Origin of the sequence: Enterobacter sp. MGH 4, from assembly GCF_000534735.1 — a bacterium.
In the GTDB taxonomy this organism is placed as follows: Bacteria; Pseudomonadota; Gammaproteobacteria; order Enterobacterales; family Enterobacteriaceae; genus Enterobacter; species Enterobacter intestinihominis.
In genome coordinates this window covers 295615-314417 of the sequence record NZ_KI973289.1, presented here as the reverse complement: position 1 = coordinate 314417, position 18803 = coordinate 295615, and the positions used below count along the sequence as shown (strand labels likewise).

The 18803-nt window shown below is 55.1% G+C and carries 14 protein-coding genes and 1 tRNA gene; 6 read left to right on the top strand and 9 right to left on the bottom strand.

What is annotated here, in order from left to right:
* Window positions 1-33: 33 nt before the first annotated feature.
* Complete coding sequence (gene yejK / locus L350_RS20645) at window positions 34-1041, bottom strand: nucleoid-associated protein YejK (protein WP_017693031.1); 1008 nt, start codon at window positions 1039-1041, stop codon at window positions 34-36.
* A gap of 134 nt (window positions 1042-1175) precedes the next feature.
* Between yejK and L350_RS20650 the strand changes: the two genes are divergently transcribed.
* The 3 genes from L350_RS20650 to L350_RS20660 all read left to right on the top strand — a co-directional run bounded on the left by L350_RS20650 (window position 1176) and on the right by L350_RS20660 (window position 3333).
* Complete coding sequence (locus tag L350_RS20650; protein WP_001135586.1) at window positions 1176-1403, top strand: YejL family protein; 228 nt, start codon at window positions 1176-1178, stop codon at window positions 1401-1403.
* Between the two features lie 19 nt (window positions 1404-1422).
* The gene (yejM, locus tag L350_RS20655) at window positions 1423-3183 is read left to right on the top strand and encodes an LPS biosynthesis-modulating metalloenzyme YejM (protein ID WP_022648735.1); all 1761 of its coding nucleotides are present in this window, start codon (window positions 1423-1425) and stop codon (window positions 3181-3183) included.
* 73 nt (window positions 3184-3256) lie between these two features.
* A tRNA-Pro gene (locus L350_RS20660) sits at window positions 3257-3333 on the top strand.
* 66 nt (window positions 3334-3399) lie between these two features.
* Here L350_RS20660 and L350_RS20665 read toward each other — a convergent pair.
* On the bottom strand, window positions 3400-3660 hold the full coding sequence (locus L350_RS20665; RefSeq protein WP_006811332.1) for a DUF2534 family protein: 261 nt from the start codon (window positions 3658-3660) through the stop codon (window positions 3400-3402).
* A gap of 208 nt (window positions 3661-3868) precedes the next feature.
* Between L350_RS20665 and eco the strand changes: the two genes are divergently transcribed.
* Complete coding sequence (gene eco, locus L350_RS20670) at window positions 3869-4372, top strand: serine protease inhibitor ecotin (RefSeq protein WP_032623891.1); 504 nt, start codon at window positions 3869-3871, stop codon at window positions 4370-4372.
* Between the two features lie 570 nt (window positions 4373-4942).
* Here the strand turns inward: eco and mqo are convergent.
* Window positions 4943-6592: a malate dehydrogenase (quinone) gene (mqo, locus tag L350_RS20675; RefSeq protein WP_032623890.1), complete on the bottom strand. Its 1650-nt coding sequence runs from the start codon at window positions 6590-6592 to the stop codon at window positions 4943-4945.
* A 187-nt stretch (window positions 6593-6779) separates the two neighbouring features.
* On the opposite strand from mqo, the gene L350_RS20680 reads away from it, so the two are divergent.
* Window positions 6780-8075, top strand: coding sequence for a SulP family inorganic anion transporter (locus tag L350_RS20680; RefSeq protein WP_032624810.1), 1296 nt, complete (start codon window positions 6780-6782; stop codon window positions 8073-8075).
* Here the strand turns inward: L350_RS20680 and mgtE are convergent.
* The 6 genes from mgtE to L350_RS20710 all read right to left on the bottom strand — a co-directional run bounded on the left by mgtE (window position 8038) and on the right by L350_RS20710 (window position 15376).
* Entirely contained in the window at window positions 8038-9474 is a 1437-nt protein-coding gene (gene mgtE, locus L350_RS20685) for a magnesium transporter (RefSeq protein WP_006811337.1), read from the bottom strand. The two genes, L350_RS20680 and mgtE, sit on opposite strands and share 38 nt — an antisense overlap.
* A gap of 140 nt (window positions 9475-9614) precedes the next feature.
* Complete coding sequence (locus L350_RS20690; protein WP_003859392.1) at window positions 9615-11258, bottom strand: multidrug ABC transporter permease/ATP-binding protein; 1644 nt, start codon at window positions 11256-11258, stop codon at window positions 9615-9617.
* A 76-nt stretch (window positions 11259-11334) separates the two neighbouring features.
* Window positions 11335-11985: a DNA oxidative demethylase AlkB gene (gene alkB / locus L350_RS20695; RefSeq protein WP_032623889.1), complete on the bottom strand. Its 651-nt coding sequence runs from the start codon at window positions 11983-11985 to the stop codon at window positions 11335-11337.
* Window positions 11985-13043 (bottom strand): bifunctional DNA-binding transcriptional regulator/O6-methylguanine-DNA methyltransferase Ada, encoded by a 1059-nt coding sequence (ada, locus tag L350_RS20700; RefSeq protein WP_032623887.1) that lies wholly within the window; start codon window positions 13041-13043, stop codon window positions 11985-11987. Before ada ends, alkB begins: the two co-directional genes overlap by 1 nt.
* A gap of 72 nt (window positions 13044-13115) precedes the next feature.
* Window positions 13116-14171, bottom strand: coding sequence for an FAD:protein FMN transferase ApbE (gene apbE, locus L350_RS20705; RefSeq protein WP_023300605.1), 1056 nt, complete (start codon window positions 14169-14171; stop codon window positions 13116-13118).
* A gap of 113 nt (window positions 14172-14284) precedes the next feature.
* On the bottom strand, window positions 14285-15376 hold the full coding sequence (locus tag L350_RS20710) for a porin OmpC (protein WP_023306624.1): 1092 nt from the start codon (window positions 15374-15376) through the stop codon (window positions 14285-14287).
* Between the two features lie 745 nt (window positions 15377-16121).
* On the opposite strand from L350_RS20710, the gene rcsD reads away from it, so the two are divergent.
* Complete coding sequence (gene rcsD, locus L350_RS20715; protein ID WP_023300606.1) at window positions 16122-18794, top strand: phosphotransferase RcsD; 2673 nt, start codon at window positions 16122-16124, stop codon at window positions 18792-18794.
* The last annotated feature ends 9 nt before the right edge of the window (window positions 18795-18803 follow it).

Below are 18803 nucleotides of genomic sequence, written 5' to 3'. Positions count from 1 at the left end.
AAACCCCGCTTCTGCGGGGTTTTTTTATGGCCGCTACTTACCGCCTGAGGTGCGACGCTGGAGCTGATCGCGCAGATTCGGCGGCGTGCCTTTAATGGTCAGCGTGTCGGTCGCCGGATCCCAGAAGATACGTTCCCCGAGCAGCATGGCATCAAAGTTAATGGTTAACCCACCGCCGCTACCGGCAAATTTTGTCAGCTGACGCAGCGTACTGCGATCCGCCGGGAAGCTCTCTTCCAGCTCATAGCCTTTTTCCGCGGTAAATTCCTGGAAGCTGACTTCGCTGACGCCCGCCAGCTCTTTGGACAGCGACTCCAGCTCAATCTCTTCCCCGGCCTGTAACTGCTCGTTACAGTAGCTGTAAACCTGCTGACGCACGGTCTGACGCTCAGATTTATCCAGCTGCGCCTCAGCGGTAAAGTCATCCACCGCCTGGAGCAGACCTTTGTTCTGCGCTTTGGCGTTCAGCCCTTCACTGGCACCGAGGAAGTCCATAAAGAAATCGGCCACTTTGCGGCCCACGCGGCCTTTAAGGAAGGTCAGGTAGCGCGTCGATTCCGGATTGGTTTCCCATTCGGTTAAATCAATACGCGCCACAATATCCGCATGGTTGATATCCAGATAGTGCGTTGAGCTAATATCCAACTGCTCGTTCACACGCATGCTGCTTAAATTATTCAGCACGGTGACCAGCAGATACTCTACCGCCAGATAGCGGTAGTGGCAGAACAGGACGATACCGCCATCGGCGAAGGGATATTTCGCCAGTTCGTCACGAAGACGGCCGGTTGCAGCGCGGCTGAATGCCAGGAAATCCTCTTCGCCCTGACGTTGCAGGCGCAGGCTATCCGCCAGCTCGCTCTCTTCGCTGAACAAGCCATAGGCTTTATTTTTCGCGCTGTAGACGCGATGCAACTCCGCCATCATCTCGACAACGGTAGGCGTTGGTTCCAGTAACGAATCGCGTAGCACCACTTCAAGGGTTTGCTCATCACGCTTGATAAGCTGGTGCAAGGCAATCTGGTTGATTTCCAGACTCATGATAAACTCTCCTTTTAGACCGGGCGGTATTCAACCACCACCAACGCATGTGTGCAACAGAAGATAAAAAAGGGGAAAAAAAGCTGTTGCTACGGTAATATGTCGCCCTTCTCTCAACAAACTGATTTTGATTTATGCCACAACATTCCCGCTACAGTGACGAACACGTTGAACAACTGCTCAGTGAGCTGGTCAACGTACTGGAAAAACATAAAACGCCAACCGATCTCTCCCTGATGGTTTTGGGAAATATGGTTACCAACCTGATCAATACCAGCGTTGCTCCGGCTCAGCGTCAGGCGATCGCCAAATCTTTCGCCCAGGCTTTGCAGTCATCCGTTAGCGACGACCAGGCACACTAAGGGAAACGAACAACAGTTTATGGTGACGAATCGTCAGCGCTACCGTGAAAAAGTCTCCCAGATGGTCAGCTGGGGGCACTGGTTTGCCCTGTTCAACATTCTGTTGGCGATGGTGCTCGGCTGCCGTTATCTGTTTGTGGCAGACTGGCCAACCACGTTAACCGGGCGTATCTACTCGTGGATGAGCCTTGTTGGTCACTTTAGCTTTCTGGTCTTCGCCACCTATCTGCTGATCCTGTTCCCACTGACGTTTATCGTCATGTCGCAGCGGCTGATGCGCTTCCTGTCCGCCATTCTTGCGACGGCGGGCATGACGCTGTTGCTTATCGACAGCGAAGTCTTTACCCGGTTCCACCTGCACCTGAATCCTGTCGTCTGGGAGCTGGTGATCAACCCGGATCAGAACGAGACCGCCCGCGACTGGCAGCTGATGTTTATCAGCGTGCCGATTATCCTGCTGATCGAAATGTTGTTCGCGACGTGGAGCTGGCAAAAGCTCCGCAGCCTGACCCGACGCCGACATTATGCGAAGCCCGTCGCGGCGCTCTTTTTCGCCTCATTTATCGGTTCTCACCTGATGTATATCTGGGCAGATGCGAACTTCTACCGCCCGATTACCATGCAGCGCGCGAATCTGCCGCTCTCCTATCCGATGACGGCGCGTCGTTTCCTTGAAAAACACGGTCTGCTGGACGCGCAGGAATATCAGCGTCGTCTGGTCGAACAGGGTAATCCGGAAGCGGTCAGCGTGCAGTATCCCCTGAGCGATCTGAAATATCGCGACATGGGGCGCGGTCAGAACGTGCTGCTGATTACCGTCGATGGCCTGAACTATTCTCGCTATGAGAAGCAAATGCCTGCCCTGGCTGAATTCGCTGAGAACAACATCGTATTCACTCAGCATATGAGTTCCGGTAATTCGACCGACGCGGGTATTTTCGGTCTGTTCTACGGTATTTCACCGAGCTATATGGACGGCGTGCTGTCGGCCCGTATTCCGGCTGCATTGATTACCGGGCTTAATCAGCAGGGCTACCAGCTGGGGCTGTTCGCCTCTGATGGTTTCAACAGCTCGCTGTACCGCCAGGCGCTGCTGTCTGATTTCTCACTGCCAGCCGCGCAGAGCCAGTCTGACGATCGGACTGCTGACCAGTGGATAGACTGGCTGAAGCGCTATGCACAGGAAGATAACCGCTGGTTCTCCTGGGTTGCGTTTAACGGCACAAATCTTGATGACAGCAATCAGAAAGGCTTCGCGCGCCGCTATAGCCGTGCGGCGGGTGATGTCGATGCGCAGATCGCTCGCGTGCTGACCGCCCTGCGCGACGCGGGCAAGCTGGACAATACGGTCGTCATTATCACGGCGGGGCATGGCGTGCCGCTCGGCGACGAAGCGAAGGGCATGGACTGGTCGCGCCCGAACCTGCATGTCCCGCTGGTGATCCACTGGCCGGGCACTCCCGCGCAACGCATCAATATGCTGACCGACCATAAAGACGTCATGACCACGTTAATGCAGCGGCTGCTGCACGTTAGCACGCCGGCAATTGAATACTCGCAGGGACAAGACCTCTTTAGCGCCACGCGGCGTCATAACTGGGTCACGGCTGCTGGCGAAAACACGCTGGTGGTGACCACGCCGACACTGTCCCTTGTGCTGAACAGCAACGGCAATTACCAGACGTACAGCCTCGAAGGTGAGAAGCTGAAAGACCAGAAACCGCAGCTCAGCTTGCTGTTGCAGGTGCTGACAGACGAGAAGCGCTTTATCGCTAACTGATTATTTATGAATCAGTTAGCGTTGCTTCCCCCTTGCAATCAAAAAGGAATCGAGTAGTATTCCTTTTATGCGTCGGCACGTAGCGCAGCCTGGTAGCGCACCGTCATGGGGTGTCGGGGGTCGGAGGTTCAAATCCTCTCGTGCCGACCAAAACTACACAAAAAAACCAGCCGCTTATGGCTGGTTTTTTATTGCCTGTCTTCGCATGCACAATGCTTAGTGCTTCTCACGCCCACCGAGAAAGAAAATCCCCAGCGGAATCGCCAGCAGAACGGTGAACACCAGACTGTAAACAAAGATCATCGCTGATTGCAGGACAAACATGCTGGTTGTCCACGCAGAGAGCGGGATGTTGTACTGCTCGATCACGCCGACAATGGTTGCTCGCCCCACGCATGCAGCAGCAATCATAAACACAACCAGTAACGCCAGCAGGAACTTGCGGCCTTCAGGTGTCTTCAGTTTTTCCCGTACCATCTCTTCTCCCTTTACAGATGAATAACAATAATTAACGCGTAAAATAACACGATCTCTGCACCGACTCCACCACAGCATTAAACACCAATAAAAGAGCATAAAAGCAGTTCTTTACTCCGTTTAAAATGAAAATGTGAGTAAATTACGCCAACCATTCACATACATTATGTTAGTCTTTCCGGGATCGTTTTAACAAAAAGGAATGACAGTGAAAAACGCACCTAAATTTGCCATCGCCCTTATCGCCGCTGCGTGCGCGAGCACCAGCGCTTTCGCCAGCGAAACCCCAAAAGAGCAGCCGCTGGAAAAAGTTGCCCCGTATCCGCAAGCGGACAAAGGGATGAAGCGCCAGGTTATTCAGCTCCCGGCTCAGCAGAATGAAGGGAATTTCAAAGTCGAGCTGTTAATCGGCCAAACGCTGGAAGTGGACTGCAACCAGCATCGTCTGGGCGGCCAACTGGAAAGCAAAACGCTGGAAGGCTGGGGTTATGACTACTATGTCTTCGACAAAGTAACCTCGCCAGTCTCCACCATGATGGCGTGCCCGGACGGCAAGAAAGAGAAGAAATTTATCACCGCCTATCTGGGTGATAACAGTCTGCTGCGCTATAACAGCAAGCTGCCGATTGTCGTATATACGCCGGAAAACGTGGATGTGAAATATCGCGTATGGAAGGCGGATGAGACGGTAGGGCAAGCGGAAGTACGTTAAAAATAAGTCGGGTGGCGCTCACGCTTACCCGACCTGGAAAGGGTGCGTTCTGGTGCCCTCACCCCAACCCTCTCCCACCGGGCTGAGGGATCCCCAGTAATTTTTTATGCAGAAGCAATAAAGTTGCTTTCTAAATGACTGAGGGCTGTCAGCGATGCCCTGGTCCGGCTGTAAATCGCTGAGGCGTTTCCTGCAGGCCGGGGCGAGGCGCAGGGATGCGCCGAGAGGGCGGCTTTACAGGGACGTTGCCTCCGCCCGTACCCGATAAGCCGGAAGGAATGAGCCGAGGGCACCGCGAAGCGGCGATTTACCGCCGGGAGCCCGGGTCGCCAGGGTGGTGGCGACTGAGCCACCCTGGCACGTTCACCGGTCATGTCGTTACAGAGTAGCAAGGAACATAAAGTGAACGGAATGACCACCACCGCCGTATGTTCCCCTCACCCTAACCCTCTCCCCGGAGGGGCGAGGGGATTGCTCAGTGCTCGCATTAATTTGTGGGGAACCCTCAGCCCACCGGGAGAGGGAGAAAACACGAAAAACGGTAACGGATGTTACCGTTTTGCGTTTAGCTTACAGCGCGATATCCGCCACCGGCTTGCTTTCCGCCTGCGGCTTCAGCTCTGCCTTCGGCGCAGCATCCGCAGCCTGCGGTTTGACGTATTGCAGTTGCAGAACGCGGCTGGTGTATTCCAGCTCTTGTTCCGTGGCGTCAACGTTACCGTTCAGCTTCGTACCGTAGGATGGAATAATGGTTTTCAGCTTCGCCTGCCATTCCGGGCTGGATACTTTGTCCTTAAACACTTTTTCCATCAGGTGTAGCATGATTGGCGCAGCGGTAGACGCCCCCGGGGATGCTCCCAGCAGCGCGGCAATAGTGCCATCCTTATCGCTTACTACTTCGGTACCCAGACGCAGCACGCCGCCCTCTTTCGGATCGCGTTTGATGATCTGCACGCGCTGACCCGCCTGCCACAGACGCCAGTCTTCTTTCTTCGCCTGCGGATAGTACTCTTTCAGCGCCTCGAAGCGTTCTTCATCAGAGAGCATCACCTGGCTAATCAGGTATTTCACCAGATCGAAGTTATCCAGTCCCACGTCCATCATTGGTTTGACGTTTGACGTCGTGGTCGCGCTCAGCAGATCCCACAGGGAACCGTTTTTCAGGAACTTGGTAGAGAATGTAGCGAACGGCCCGAACAGCACCACGCGCTTACCGTCCAGCATACGGGTGTCGATATGGGGAACGGACATCGGTGGCGCACCAACAGAAGCCTGACCGTACACTTTAGCCAGATGACGGTTAACCACTTCAGGGTTTTCCGACACCAGGAACTGGCCGCCAACCGGGAAGCCGGCGTAGTCGTCCGCTTCCGGAATACCGGACTCCTGCAACAGTTTCAGCGCCGCGCCGCCAGCACCGATAAACACGAACTTCGCCTTAATCACATGCTCGGCTTCGTTGTTTTTCAGATCGGCAACGGTCACGCTCCAGCTGTTATCCGCGTTGCGCTTGAAACCACGCACTTCGGAGCTGAGTTGCAGGTTAAAGTTCTCTTTTTTCTTCAGAGAGGCCACCAGCTGACGGGTGATTTCACCGTAGTTAACGTCAGTACCAATTTCAGTGCGGGTCGCCGCCACTTTCTGGTTCGGATCGCGGCCTTCCATAACCAGCGGCGCCCACTCTTTGATTTGAGCGTGATCTTCAGAGTATTTCATCCCGCGGAAAAGCGTGCTCTGTTGCAGGGCAGCGTAGCGCGCACGCAGGAAGTTGACGTTTTGATCGCCCCAGACAAAGCTCATGTGCGGAACGGTGTTGATGAAGGAGTGCGGATTGTGCAATACGCCGCTGTTCACCTGGTGAGACCAGAACTGACGTGAGATCTGGAACGCTTCGTTGATCTCTACCGCCTTCTCGATACTAATGGAACCGTCCTTTTTCTGCGGCGTATAGTTCAGTTCCATAAGTGCCGAGTGCCCCGTCCCGGCGTTATTCCAGCCGTTAGAGCTTTCCTGCGCCACGCCATCAAGGCGCTCGACCATGGTCATGGACCAGTTCGGCTCTAATTCCTGAAGATATGTGCCCAGCGTGGCGCTCATGATGCCGCCACCAATTAAAAGGACATCCGTTTCCTGCTCTTTTGGTGCGTCAGCCTTCGCCGCCAGCGAGACGGCGTTCAGCCCCACGGCCAGAGAAAAGAGCACGGCAGTCATTTTTTTCATCATTTATGCCTTAGTTGAATAGTGCTTGATGCGTGGAAATTACAGGTGAAACACGCTGCGGTGGCACGGTAGCAACTTTTAAATATTGTTTAAAGGTTACGAAATTATTGTAATTGTGAAATTTAATGATGGATTGTTTGTAGGGTTTTGGCATACAGGCTGGCACCCGACGATTTTCCTGGCTATGATGCTGCACTTTGTGATCGCGCGCACGGAAGCCTGCCCCTACCAGCGAATTGTTATGTCATTACCTCACTCGTCTGTACCCCAAGAAGGCCATGTCGCCACCGTTTTACGTTCGCCTCAACGTCTGATGCGCGAAACCCTGGCCGGCGTGATTACCGCGCTGGCGCTGATCCCGGAAGTGATTTCGTTTTCCGTGGTCGCGGGCGTGGATCCGAAAGTGAGCCTTATCGCCTCCGTGGTGCTCTGTTTCGCCCTTTCCCTGCTCGGCGGGCGTCCGGCCATGGTGACGGCGGCGGCCGGTTCCGTCGCGCTGGTGATTGGCCCGATGGTCCATCAACACGGCGTACAGTACATTCTGCCCGCGGTGGTGATGGCTGGCGTGATTCAGATCCTGTTCGGCGCGCTGGGAATGGCGCGGCTGATGCGCTTTATTCCCCAGTCGGTGATGACCGGGTTTGTTAACGCCCTTGGCATTTTGATTTTCTTTGCCCAGGTGCCCCATTTCTGGAGCCGAAGCCCGCTGATAGTGGGCCTGTTCGTGCTGACGCTGCTGATTGTGCTGTGGGTGCCACGCTATATCAAAAGCGTGCCCTCCCCGCTGATTGCCATTGTGCTGCTGACTTTGTTCACCGTCACCAGCGGGCAAATCCTGCCAACGGTAGGGGATGAAGGCTCCATGAGCGGCGGTTTGCCGGGCTTTACGCAACTGCTGGTGCCGCTCAATCTGGAAACCCTGAGCATTATCTGGCCGTGCGCGCTAAGTATCGCTTTTGTTGGCCTGCTGGAATCGCTACTGACGGCTAAGCTGGTGGATGAACTGACCGTTACCCCTTCAAGCAAGCGCCGCGAGAGCATCGGTCTGGGCGTGGGGAATATTATGGCCGGGTTCTACGGCGGCATTGCGGGCTGCGCGATGATTGGGCAGACCATCGTTAACGTGGAGATGGGGAAAGGCAGAAGCCGTATCTCCACCCTTGCGGCGGGTATCGTACTGCTTGTGCTGGTTACGGCGCTCAGCGAGGTGATGGCCAAAATCCCGATGGCGGTACTGGCGGGTATTATGGCCATTGTGGCCGTCAAGACCTTTAGCTGGCATAGCGTTCAGCCCGGAACGCTGAAAAACGCGCCGGTGGCTGAAACCGTCGTGATGCTGGTGACGGTTGTGGCAACGGTTTACACCGGCAACCTGGCGATTGGCGTGCTGGGCGGGATTGTGATGATGTTCATCCTCCCTGCCCGGCTGAAGCAAAAAGCGCTGGCTACAGAAGAAAAATCGTCGCCAGTCCAAGAAAAATAAAGAAACCGCCGGTATCGGTAATGGCGGTGATCATCACGCTCGACCCCACCGCGGGGTCGCGCCCCAGCCGGGTCATCGTTAATGGGATAATCACGCCCATCATCGCCGCCACCAGCAGGTTCAGCACCATCGCCAGCATCATGACCCCGCCCAGCGCCATATCATCGTACAGCCACCAGGTAATGCCGCCCATGATGCCGCCCCAGACCAGGCCGTTAATCAGCGCGACGCCCATCTCCCTGAAAATCAGCCACGAAAAATTACCCGGCTGAATGTTTTCCAGCGCCAGGGCGCGAACGATCATGGTGATAGTCTGGTTGCCGGTGTTCCCGCCGATCCCCGCCACAATCGGCATCAACGACGCCAGGGCCACCAGCTGGGAAATAGTATGTTCGAAGCCGTCAATAACGCGGGACGCCACGAACGCGGTGCATAAATTGATGGCGAGCCACGCCCAGCGGGTTTTGACGGCCTTGCCGACGGAGGCATGAACATCGTCTTCGGCACTGATACCGCCAAGGGCACGCAGGTCGTTATCGGTCTCTTCATAGACCACGTCAACGATCTCATCAATGGTCAGACGCCCCATCAGCTTGCCCACCGAATCCACCACCGCCGCGCTCACCAGGTCATCACGTTCGAAGGTACGCGCGGCTTTTTCGGCATCGTCTTCCGGCGAGAAGACCATCGGCTCGGTTTCCATGACCTCACTTACCCGCTGCTGGGTGCTGTTCAGCAGGATCGTTTTCAGCTCCAGCTCCCCGAGCAGGGTTTTATCCCGCGAGGTGACGAACAGTTTATCGGTGTTGTCCGGCATACTGCCCAGGCGACGAAGATAGCGCTGCACCGTTCCCAGGGTGACGTCCGGACGCACGGTGATGACGCCAAACTCCATGATCGCGCCGACGCTGTTTTTCTCGTAGTGCATCACCTGACGCACGCGCGCCCGCTCCTCGGCAGGCAGGGAAGCCAGCAGGCGTCCGGTCAGGTTGCGCGGAAGATGCTGAACGAGGTAAATCTGCTCATCGATATCCAGCGTTTGCAGGGCGTCAAGAATGTCCCGATCGCTCATCTCATCGATAAGGTCATCCCAGACGTTTTCCGAGGCTTCAAGCAGCACCTGACCGCGCTCATGATCCTGCACCAGCCGCCACAGGGCGTGGCGCTCCTCGGAAGGCAATGCCTCCAGGGTGTCCGCCAGATCCGGAGGTGGTAAATGTGCAACCAGCGCACCTACCTCAGCAATATCGTCGGCCAGCGTGCCGACATCATATTGCTCAGCCAGGGTTAGCTTACCCAATAACGTTGACGTGACCGCTTTATCGGTCGTCAGGAGCCAGATGAGCCGCGCACGCTCCTGGTCACGCTGCCTGGCGCTGTTTTTCTTTAATACCGACATCAATCATAAATCCATTAAATGAGTTGGCGTTAAGCATAGCGCGGGGATATGTAAATAAGAATAAACGGCGGGTCGGGATGGAGAAAAAAACGGCATATATGAAAAATGAGTGTGCCGGGGGCCACCCGGCACAATTGCAATCAGGCCGTGCGCGCCACCGCGTCCCGTGACGCCGCATCGCGCTCATCGCCGGTCAGCTCGCTCAGTTTGCCGTCGCGCATCTCCAGCAGACGGTCGGCGTGAATGAAGTAGTGATCGTCATGGCTGATGGCAAAAATGGTTTTCCCCATCGCCTGCATCAGCGGCAGCAGGACCTGATAAAACTCGCGACGGAAGTGCGGGTCCTGATCGGCGGCCCATTCATCCAGCAGGATGATGTCGCGCTCTTCGGCCAGCGCCAGCAGCAGCGCCACGCGCTTCTTCTGCCCTTTCGACAGCTTGAGATTCAGGATTTTGCCATCCTGTAGCTCCAGCTTGTGTGACATTTGCAGATGCGCAAGCCACTTCTCCACCAGCGCCGGATCCGCCTGCTGCCCTTCCGGGCCCAGCAGCCGGTCGAACAGCCAGACGTCGGTAAATACCGCCGAGAAGAGCTTGCGGTAGTCCTCCGGTTTCTCCGCGCTCAGCGCTTTACCATCCAGCAAAATTTCGCCTGACTGCGGCTGGTAGAGGCCCGTCAGCAGCATCGCCAGCGTGGATTTGCCGCTGCCGTTACCGCCGATCAGGAACAGCAGTTCGCCGCGGTGAATGGTCAGATTTATCGGCCCCACGGAGAAGGCGTTATCCTGATAGCGGAAGGTCACGTTACGCAGCTCAAGCGTTTGCCAGTTCGGGAAGGCCTGCGGGCGCGGGAACTCAGCCTTAAACGGCGCAAGGTCGAACTTCTTCAGCTTGTTGAAGGCCACCTGTGCGCTCAGCAGCGTCGGCAGTGCGCCAACGGCCGACAGCAGCGGCGTGCGTAAAAACAGCAGCGTCAGGGAGTAGGTTGCCGCCACGTTGGTATCCGCCCACCCCAGGCTGTTCGCCATCCAGAACACCAGACCAATGGCACCCAGCATCATGATGTTGGACCAGTTCACGGCGCTCAGGTGGAACGTATCGGCGCGAATAATGTGATGACGATATTCGTGCGCATCCGGGATATAGAGATGATTGAAGATATGTTCGGCGCGCTCGCGGTTCAGCGTCAGCTCTTTGCGCCCTTCCAGCACTGTCTGATAATCGTTATAGAGCTTGTCTTCCGTTTCGCGCAGCACCGCCATGTGCTTATAGACGCGTGATACCAGCAGGAACCCGCCCCAGATGGTAATAACAATCCACAGCGCCGTTACCGCCAGCATTTTGCTGGAGAGCCAGGCGAGATAGGCTGCCGAGCCAAAGGTCAGGATGATCCCCTGCACCAGCTCCGGCAGGCGCACAAAGGCGATGGTAATGGCGCGCACATCGCTGGTCAGCCCCGCCAGCAGCGAAGCACTTCCCAGCTGTTCGATGCGTTCCACTTGAGTATCAAGGATCCGTTTGATGAACTCGCTGCGCAGACGGAAAACGAAGTGGTGGCCGAGCGCGGTCAGCGCCAGCTGTGACCCGAGCGTGACTGCCATCAGCAGCAGCAGTAAACCCAGAAATTCCGGCAGGACGGAGAGTGACGTGTCGACCATTTCGATCAAACGCACGTTAATGAAGGCAATCAGGCCGATCCCCAGCGCCGCGCTGGCAAGGCTTAGCGCCATCACCGCGATAAAAGGCCAGCGATACTGCCGCCAGACAAGAAGAAGTAGTTGCATGCAGAGCAATCCGGACAAGAAAAATCAGCCAGCAGTGTAAACTGCCTTTCACACACATCAAGAATAATTCTTATTTTTATTCTCTGTACGCTGCCTGGCGGAACGTGAGGTTGTAGCGAAACGCCCCCGCCACCGGGTGATCGCCATTTTTAAGCGGCTGAATACCGTGATAAAAAAGCCGTGATTCACCGCCCCAGACCACCACATCGCCATGCTCCAGCATCAGCCGTTTAAGCGGGTCGTTGCGCCGCAGGCCGCCAAACTGAAAGACAGCGGGCAGCCCAAGGGATACCGAGACAATCGGCGCGCGCAGGTCAGGCTCGTCCTTATCCTGATTCAGGGAGAGTTTTGCGCCGACGGCATAGCGGTTGATCAGACAGGCATCGGGACGAAAATCAGGATAGCCGGCCGCCACGGCGGCATCGTGACACAGCGCCTGAAACGCCTCCGGCATCGGCGGCCACGGCCGATCCGTCAGCGGGTCGTTCGCGGCATATACATAGCCCCGCTCATTCGTCGCCCATCCCAGTTCGCCGCAGTTGGTCATCGCCACGGACATGGTATACCCACCCGGCGTGACCATATGGCGAAACGGCGAACGGGCGGTGACGGTATCAATACCGTCGAACAGCGCCGCCGCGCGGGAAAGCGCAAAACGTCTCAGGATCGTCGCCCCCGGCGCGAGCGGCTCCTGCCAGGGTTCAGCATCAGCAAAAAGATCGAGCATTATCCCTCCGGGTTGTTCGCCTCACGTTTCAACAATAGCACCTTACGCGCTGCGCCCCAGCGATAACCCGACAGCGCACCGTCGTTACGCACCACGCGGTGACAGGGGATAACTATCGCCAGTTTGTTGGCTCCGCAGGCCCCCGCCACGGCACGTACGGCATTGGGTTTACCAATGGCCTTCGCCACCTGCTGATAGCTTGCCGTTTCACCGCAGGGGATAGCCCGCAGCGCCTGCCAGACCTGCTGCTGGAAGGCGGTACCCCGGATATCCAGCGGCAGCGTCAACGGCGTCGCGCGGCTGTCGACAGAGGCAATCACCTGACGAACACGCCCGGCAAATGCGCCTTCCATCGGTTCACGGACGGCAAGCGGAAACAGTGACAGCAGCTCAGCCGTCAGCCCGGCGTCGTCATCACCCAGCAGTATTGCGCAGATCCCGCGCTCGCTTTCCGCCACCAGACAGTGGCCCAGCGAGCAGTCGCTGATGGCATAGCGGACCGCAGCCTCTCCGTTACGGTACTGTTTCGCCGTCATGCCCAGCGCGCCGTTGGCTTTACGGTAGTAGCTGCTGCCGTCCGGGAAGCCAGCGGCCAGTACGGCGTCGGTGATTTTTCCGCCCTGTGCAAGCAGGCTACGCAGGCGTTGTTCACGCGCGGCCTGCTGCCATGCTTTCGGCGTCATGCCGGTGACGGATTTAAACAAGCGGTGGAAATGGAACGGACTCATGCCAACCTGCTGCGCCAGGGCCTCCAGGTTCAGCGCGGCATCCTGCTCAAGCAGTCGGCAGGCCAGCGCAACGTTGGCCTTTTTCTGCGCCATAGGGTCGACCTGGTCCGGCCTACAGCGCTTACAGGGGCGGAAACCCGCCTGCGCGGCCTGGTGAGCATCAGGATAAAAGCAGACATTTTTACGCAGCGCGTGGCGGCCACGGCAGGACGGACGACAATAAATGCCGGTCGTCTGCACGGCAAAGACAAACTGGTTATCCGCACGCGGATCGCGGGCCAGAACAGCCTGCCAGCGATCCTTATCGGTAAGATAGGTTGTGTTTTTCATCATCGGCTCCTCTTACAAGCATACGCTCAGCTTGCCTGAACGCCACCGAACAAAAACCCGCAACCTTGCTTTTTAATTTTTTTCGCTCACCAGGAAGCTGTTGAACTGCGGTGAACTCCAGGTTTTAAACCCGTCAGCCTCTTTGGTGATCATATAAACGGCCAGCCCTTCCTGACGTACCACCTCTTTGGCCTTCTCCGTGCCGAGCACCATCAATCCGGTATCCCAGGCGTCGGCTTCCAGCGCAGTTGGCGCTATCACCGTCACGGACACCAGGTTGTGGGTAATCGGGCGTCCGGTTTGCGGATCAATCACATGCGAGATACGTTTGCCATCCAGCTCGTAATAGTTGCGGTAGCTTCCGGAGGTGCTGATACCGTGCCCGTTGATGTCGACAATCGCCTGCACCGCGTTCTGCTGATCGGTTGGTTTTTGGATGGCCACTCGCCACGGCCTGCCGCTGGCGTTCATGCCCCGGCTGACGAGCGCGCCCCCGACGGAAACCAGATAACGGGGAATACCTTCCTGCGCCATCAGGGCCGCGAGATGATCCGCAGCATACCCCTCGCCTACCGTGGAGAGATCCACAAACAGGTCGGGAATGTCTTTTTGCAGGTATTGCTGACCGTACTGGGAGATCACCGCCAGATGCTGTAACCCTGTACGCGCGCGGGCGTCGTCGATGGCGGCTTGATCGGGTGTGGTCACCGGCTGCTTGTTGGGGCCAAATCCCCACAGGTTCACCAGCGGCCCCACGGTCACGTCCATTGCGCCGTTGGTTTTGTAGCCCACGCGCATGGCTTCCGTGACGATATCGGCCATTGCTTCGCTCACCGGCCACAGCGAGGTGCTGCTGGAGCGATTGAAACGCATCAGCGCTGAGTCATTTTTATAGGTAGAGAGTAGCTGATCGTCGGCATCCAGCTGCGCCTGAATTTTACCGCGTAGTTCTTCAGCGCGGGATTTATCAATATCCATCACGCTGACGCGCCAGAAGGTCCCCATGGTTTTCCCTTCCAGCACCGTCGCGGCGGGTGCGTCGATTTTTGCGGGCTGTGTAGAAGAGTCACACGCGGTCAGGAGTAAAAAAGTCGCCAGAACGCTGGCGCGTAAAAAAGTCATATCCATTGGTTATTATCCTCATGCCAGGGCGGCAAGAGTACACTAAAACAGCGTATTTGAAGACCCTAAAAAAGCATGAAAAAAGGGGCCTGATGGCCCCTTTGTTGCAGTATGAGCAATTAGAACTGGTAAACCAGACCCAGCGCGACGATATCGTCAGTACCGATACCTGTCTGACGGGTGAAGTCATTTTCATCCAGCAGGTTGATTTTGTAATCAACATAGGTGGACATGTTTTTGTTGAAGTAGTAAGTCGCACCCACGTCAACATACTTCAGGATATCCTGATCGCCATAGTTTTCGATGTCTTTACCTTTAGACTGCAGGTAAGCCACGGATGGACGCAGGCCGAAGTCGAACTGATACTGAGCAACCACTTCGAAGTTCTGCGCTTTGTTAGCCCAGCCCTGATCGCCAACGCGGGTCGCGTTGTAAGTCTGAGTATACTGTGCAGCCAGGTAGATGTTGTTCGCGTCGTATTTCAGACCACCGGTGTAGGTCTCTGCGCGATCGCCTTCACCGTAGTAGCCCGCAGCGTTCTGGTCAGCAGTACGTTTAGAACTGGTGACTGCCGTACCGAGTGCGAAGCCTTCGCCCAGATCGTAAGTCAGAGAGCCGCCGTAGCCGTCACCGTTCTGACGCAGCGCGTCACGACCGTTGTTGGTCTGGCCTTCGCCGCTTGGGCTGCCGTTTTTACCCTGGTACTGCAACGCGAAGTTCAGACCATCAACCAGACCGAAGAAGTCCTGGTTACGGTAGGTCGCGAAGCCGTTACCACGCTGCTGCATGAAGTTGTCAGAACCGTAGGTATCGCCGCCGAACTCCGGCAGAACGTCGGTCCAGGAAGTCACATCGTAAACAACGCCGTAGTTACGACCGTAGTCGAATGAACCCGCATCAGCGAATTTCAGACCTGCGAACGCCACACGCGTCCATGAGTTGTTTTCGTTCTCACCAGAGTTACCCTGGATCTGGTATTCCCACTGGCCGTAACCGGTCAGCTGGTCGTTAACCTGAGTTTCGCCTTTGAAGCCCAGACGCATGTAGGTCTGGTCGCCGTCTGCACTGTCGTCATCAGAGAAATAGTGCAGGCCATCCACTTTACCGTACAGATCTAATTTGTTGCCGTCTTTGTTATAAATTTCAGCCGCATTTGCTGCGCCTGCCACCAGCAGAGCTGGTACCAGGAGGGACAGTACTTTAACTTTCATTTTATTAACCCTCTGTTATATGCCTTATTATTTACCACTGCTTACTGGTCAACCCTCTTAACCAGTCGGCAAGTTCATTCTCCTCAAAAATGCAGAATAATCCAACAGGAATATGATACGAAAACTTTGAAGATGTTTCACTTTACCATCAAGAAGTTTCAATATGTAAATTTCAAGGAACTTTCACAAAGCATCAAAAGTTTAAAAATATAGCACGGATAATCAAAACAAAAATATATCCTATAAAATTCAAAAGACTAACTTAAAAAAGAGTACAGCACTGAATGACAAAAAAATTCCCGTCAACACCACTAAAATAACCCTCGCTATCATCATTAACTTTATTTATTACCGTCATTCAGTTCTGAATGTCTGTTTATCCCTAATTGAACCGGATGCTCCGCATTCGGTTTTTTTTTACCTTTCTTTACGTCAACAGACATTTTATGTGCTACCCGTCTGTAATGATAACGACTATTAACTAAATCCATCGCCCGGCGATTACAGATTTTCCTTTTCACTTTCAAAATTAATTTCTTGTTAATTCGTGCTATTTTACTGCCGTTGTAACAGCATATTTGTACATTTCACTGGGTTTTGTACATCTTTCACACGGATGACGTTGAAGCGGGTTGCGACAGATAAAAAGTCAAGGTCATACCGATAACGACGCTGGAAATTCAGTTATTACCCTTTATACTGCCCTATCCCATTACCGCGCGGCCATTACGGGTTAAACACATCGATGAGTCAGACTGAAACTACCGCCCCGAGCAAATTCTCCCTTCTACCGGGCAGCATCACCCGTTTCTTTCTTCTGTTGATCGTTGTGCTGTTAGTCACAATGGGAGTGATGGTTCAGAGCGCCGTGAATACCTGGCTTAAAGATAAAAGCTATCAAATTGTCGATATCACCCATGCGGTGCATAAGCGCATTGATACGTGGCGCTACGCGACCTGGCAAATCTACGACAATATCGCCGCCGCACCTGCCACCTCATCAGGCGAAGGGTTGCAGGAAACGCGCCTTAAGCAGGATGTGTATTACCTTGAAAAACCGCAGCGCAAGACGGAAGCCCTGATTTTCGGCTCGCACGACAGCGCAACGCTTGAGATGACGCAGCGGATCTCCTCCTATCTGGACACCCTGTGGGGCGCCGAGACCGTACCGTGGTCCATGTATTACCTGAACGGTCAGGACAACAGCATGATCCTGATCTCGACCCTGCCGCTTAAGGATCTCTCGTCGGGCTTTAAAGAGACCACCGTTGGCAGCATTGTCGATTCCCGTCGGGCAGAAATGCTGCAACAGGCCAACGCGCTGGACGAGCGCGAAAGTTTCTCGTCATTACGCCGTCTTGCCTGGCAGAATGGCCACTACTTTACGCTGCGAACCACCTTTAACCAGCCGGGCCATCTGGCGACCGTGGTTGCCTTCGATCTGCCAATTAACGATCTTATCCCGCCGGATATGCCGCTGGACAGTTTCCGACTGGAGCCAGACAACAGCACCCAAAATATGCGCACGCCGTCGGATAAAGAAGGCCCGGACAGCGTAGCGATCTCCTTTAATGGCTCGAAGATTGAGATTGCCTCATCGCTCAACTCAACCGGTATGCGGCTGGTGTGGCAGGTGCCTTTTGGCACCCTGATGCTTGATACCCTGCAAAACATTATGCTGCCGCTGCTGTTGAATATCGGCCTGCTGGCGCTGGCGCTGTTTGGCTACAGCACCTTCCGTTTCCAGTCGGGCCGCCAGAGCGACTCGACGTCGGTATCAGCTGGGACCAGCAACGAGTTGCGTGTTCTTCGTGCCCTGAATGAAGAGATTATTTCCGTGCTGCCGCTTGGGGTGCTTGTTCACGATCAGGAGGCAAACCGGACGGTGATGAGCAACAAAATTGCCGATCACCTTCTGCCGCATCTTAACCTGCAAAATATTACGGCCATGGCGGACCAGCATCAGGGCGTCATTCAGGCCACCATTAATAATGAACTGTATGAGATCCGTCAGTTCCGCAGTCAGGTCGCCTCGCGCACGCAAATCTTCATCATCCGCGATCAGGATCGCGAAGTGCTGGTGAATAAAAAGCTCAAGCAGGCGCAAAGGCTGTATGAGAAAAACCAGCATGGCCGCGCGGCGTTTATGCAAAACATTGGCGATGCCTTTAAACAGCCGCTGAAGTCACTCGCCACGCAGATTGCTGATTTAAGCACGCCGGAAAGCCGACAGCTTAGCAGCCAGGCCGACTCGCTGGTTCGTCTGGTGGACGAAATCCAGCTTGCGAACATGCTGGAGAATGACATCTGGAAGGGCACCCCTACGCTCTTCTCCATTCAGGATCTGATTGATGAGGTGGTTCCGGAAGTCCTGCCGGTGATCAAGCGCAAAGGGCTCCAGCTGCTGATCAACAACCATTTACCGGCCAATGACGAGCGTCACGGCGATCGCGATGCCCTGCGTCGCATCCTGATGATGTTGATTCAGTATGCCGTCACCACGACACAGATCGGCAAGATCACCCTTGAAGTCAGCACCGATGAGTCCACCGACGATCGTCTGACGTTCCGTATTCTGGATACGGGCGAAGGCGTCACCGTGAGCGAAATCGATAACCTGCACTTCCCGTTCCTGAACGATACCCAGCGCGACCACTACGGTAAGGCGAATGCCCTCACCTTCTGGCTCTGCGATCAGCTGGCGCGTAAGCTGGGCGGTCATCTGAACATTAAGGCGCGCGAATCCCTCGGCACCCGCTACTCCTTGCATGTTAAAATGGCGGCGAATCCTCAGGAAGAGGATGAAGAGCGTCTGCTGGATGATGTGGTGGTGATGGTGGACGTGACCTCCAGTGAGATCCGTAATATCGTCGTTCGTCAGCTGGAAAACTGGGGCGCGTCCTGCATTACCCCGGACGAAAGGCTCGCGAGTCAAGAATTTGATCTATTTTTAACTGATAATCCGTCTAATCTTACTGCCTCCGGCTTGCTTTTAAGCGATGATGAGCCAGGCGTGCGGAAAATCGGCCCTGGGCAGCTGCGCGTCAACTTTAATATGAGCAATGCAATGCAGGAAGCTGTATTACAACTGATTGAAGAGAATCTGGCGCAGGAAGAGATCCTGGAGTCACCGTTAGGCGGCGATGAAAATGCCGAACTCCATGCCAGCGGATATTATTCGCTCTTCGTTGATACAGTACCAGATGATGTTAAGCGGTTGTATACTGAGTCCGCTGCGCAGGATTTTGCAGCGCTGGCACAGACAGCACACCGGCTTAAAGGGGTGTTTGCCATGCTTAATCTGGTTCCCGGCAAGCAGTTATGTGAAACGCTGGAACATCTAATTCGTGAGAAAGATGCCTCTGGCATTGAAAAATACATCAGCGACATTGACGCTTACGTCAAGAGCTTGCTGTAGCAAGGTAGC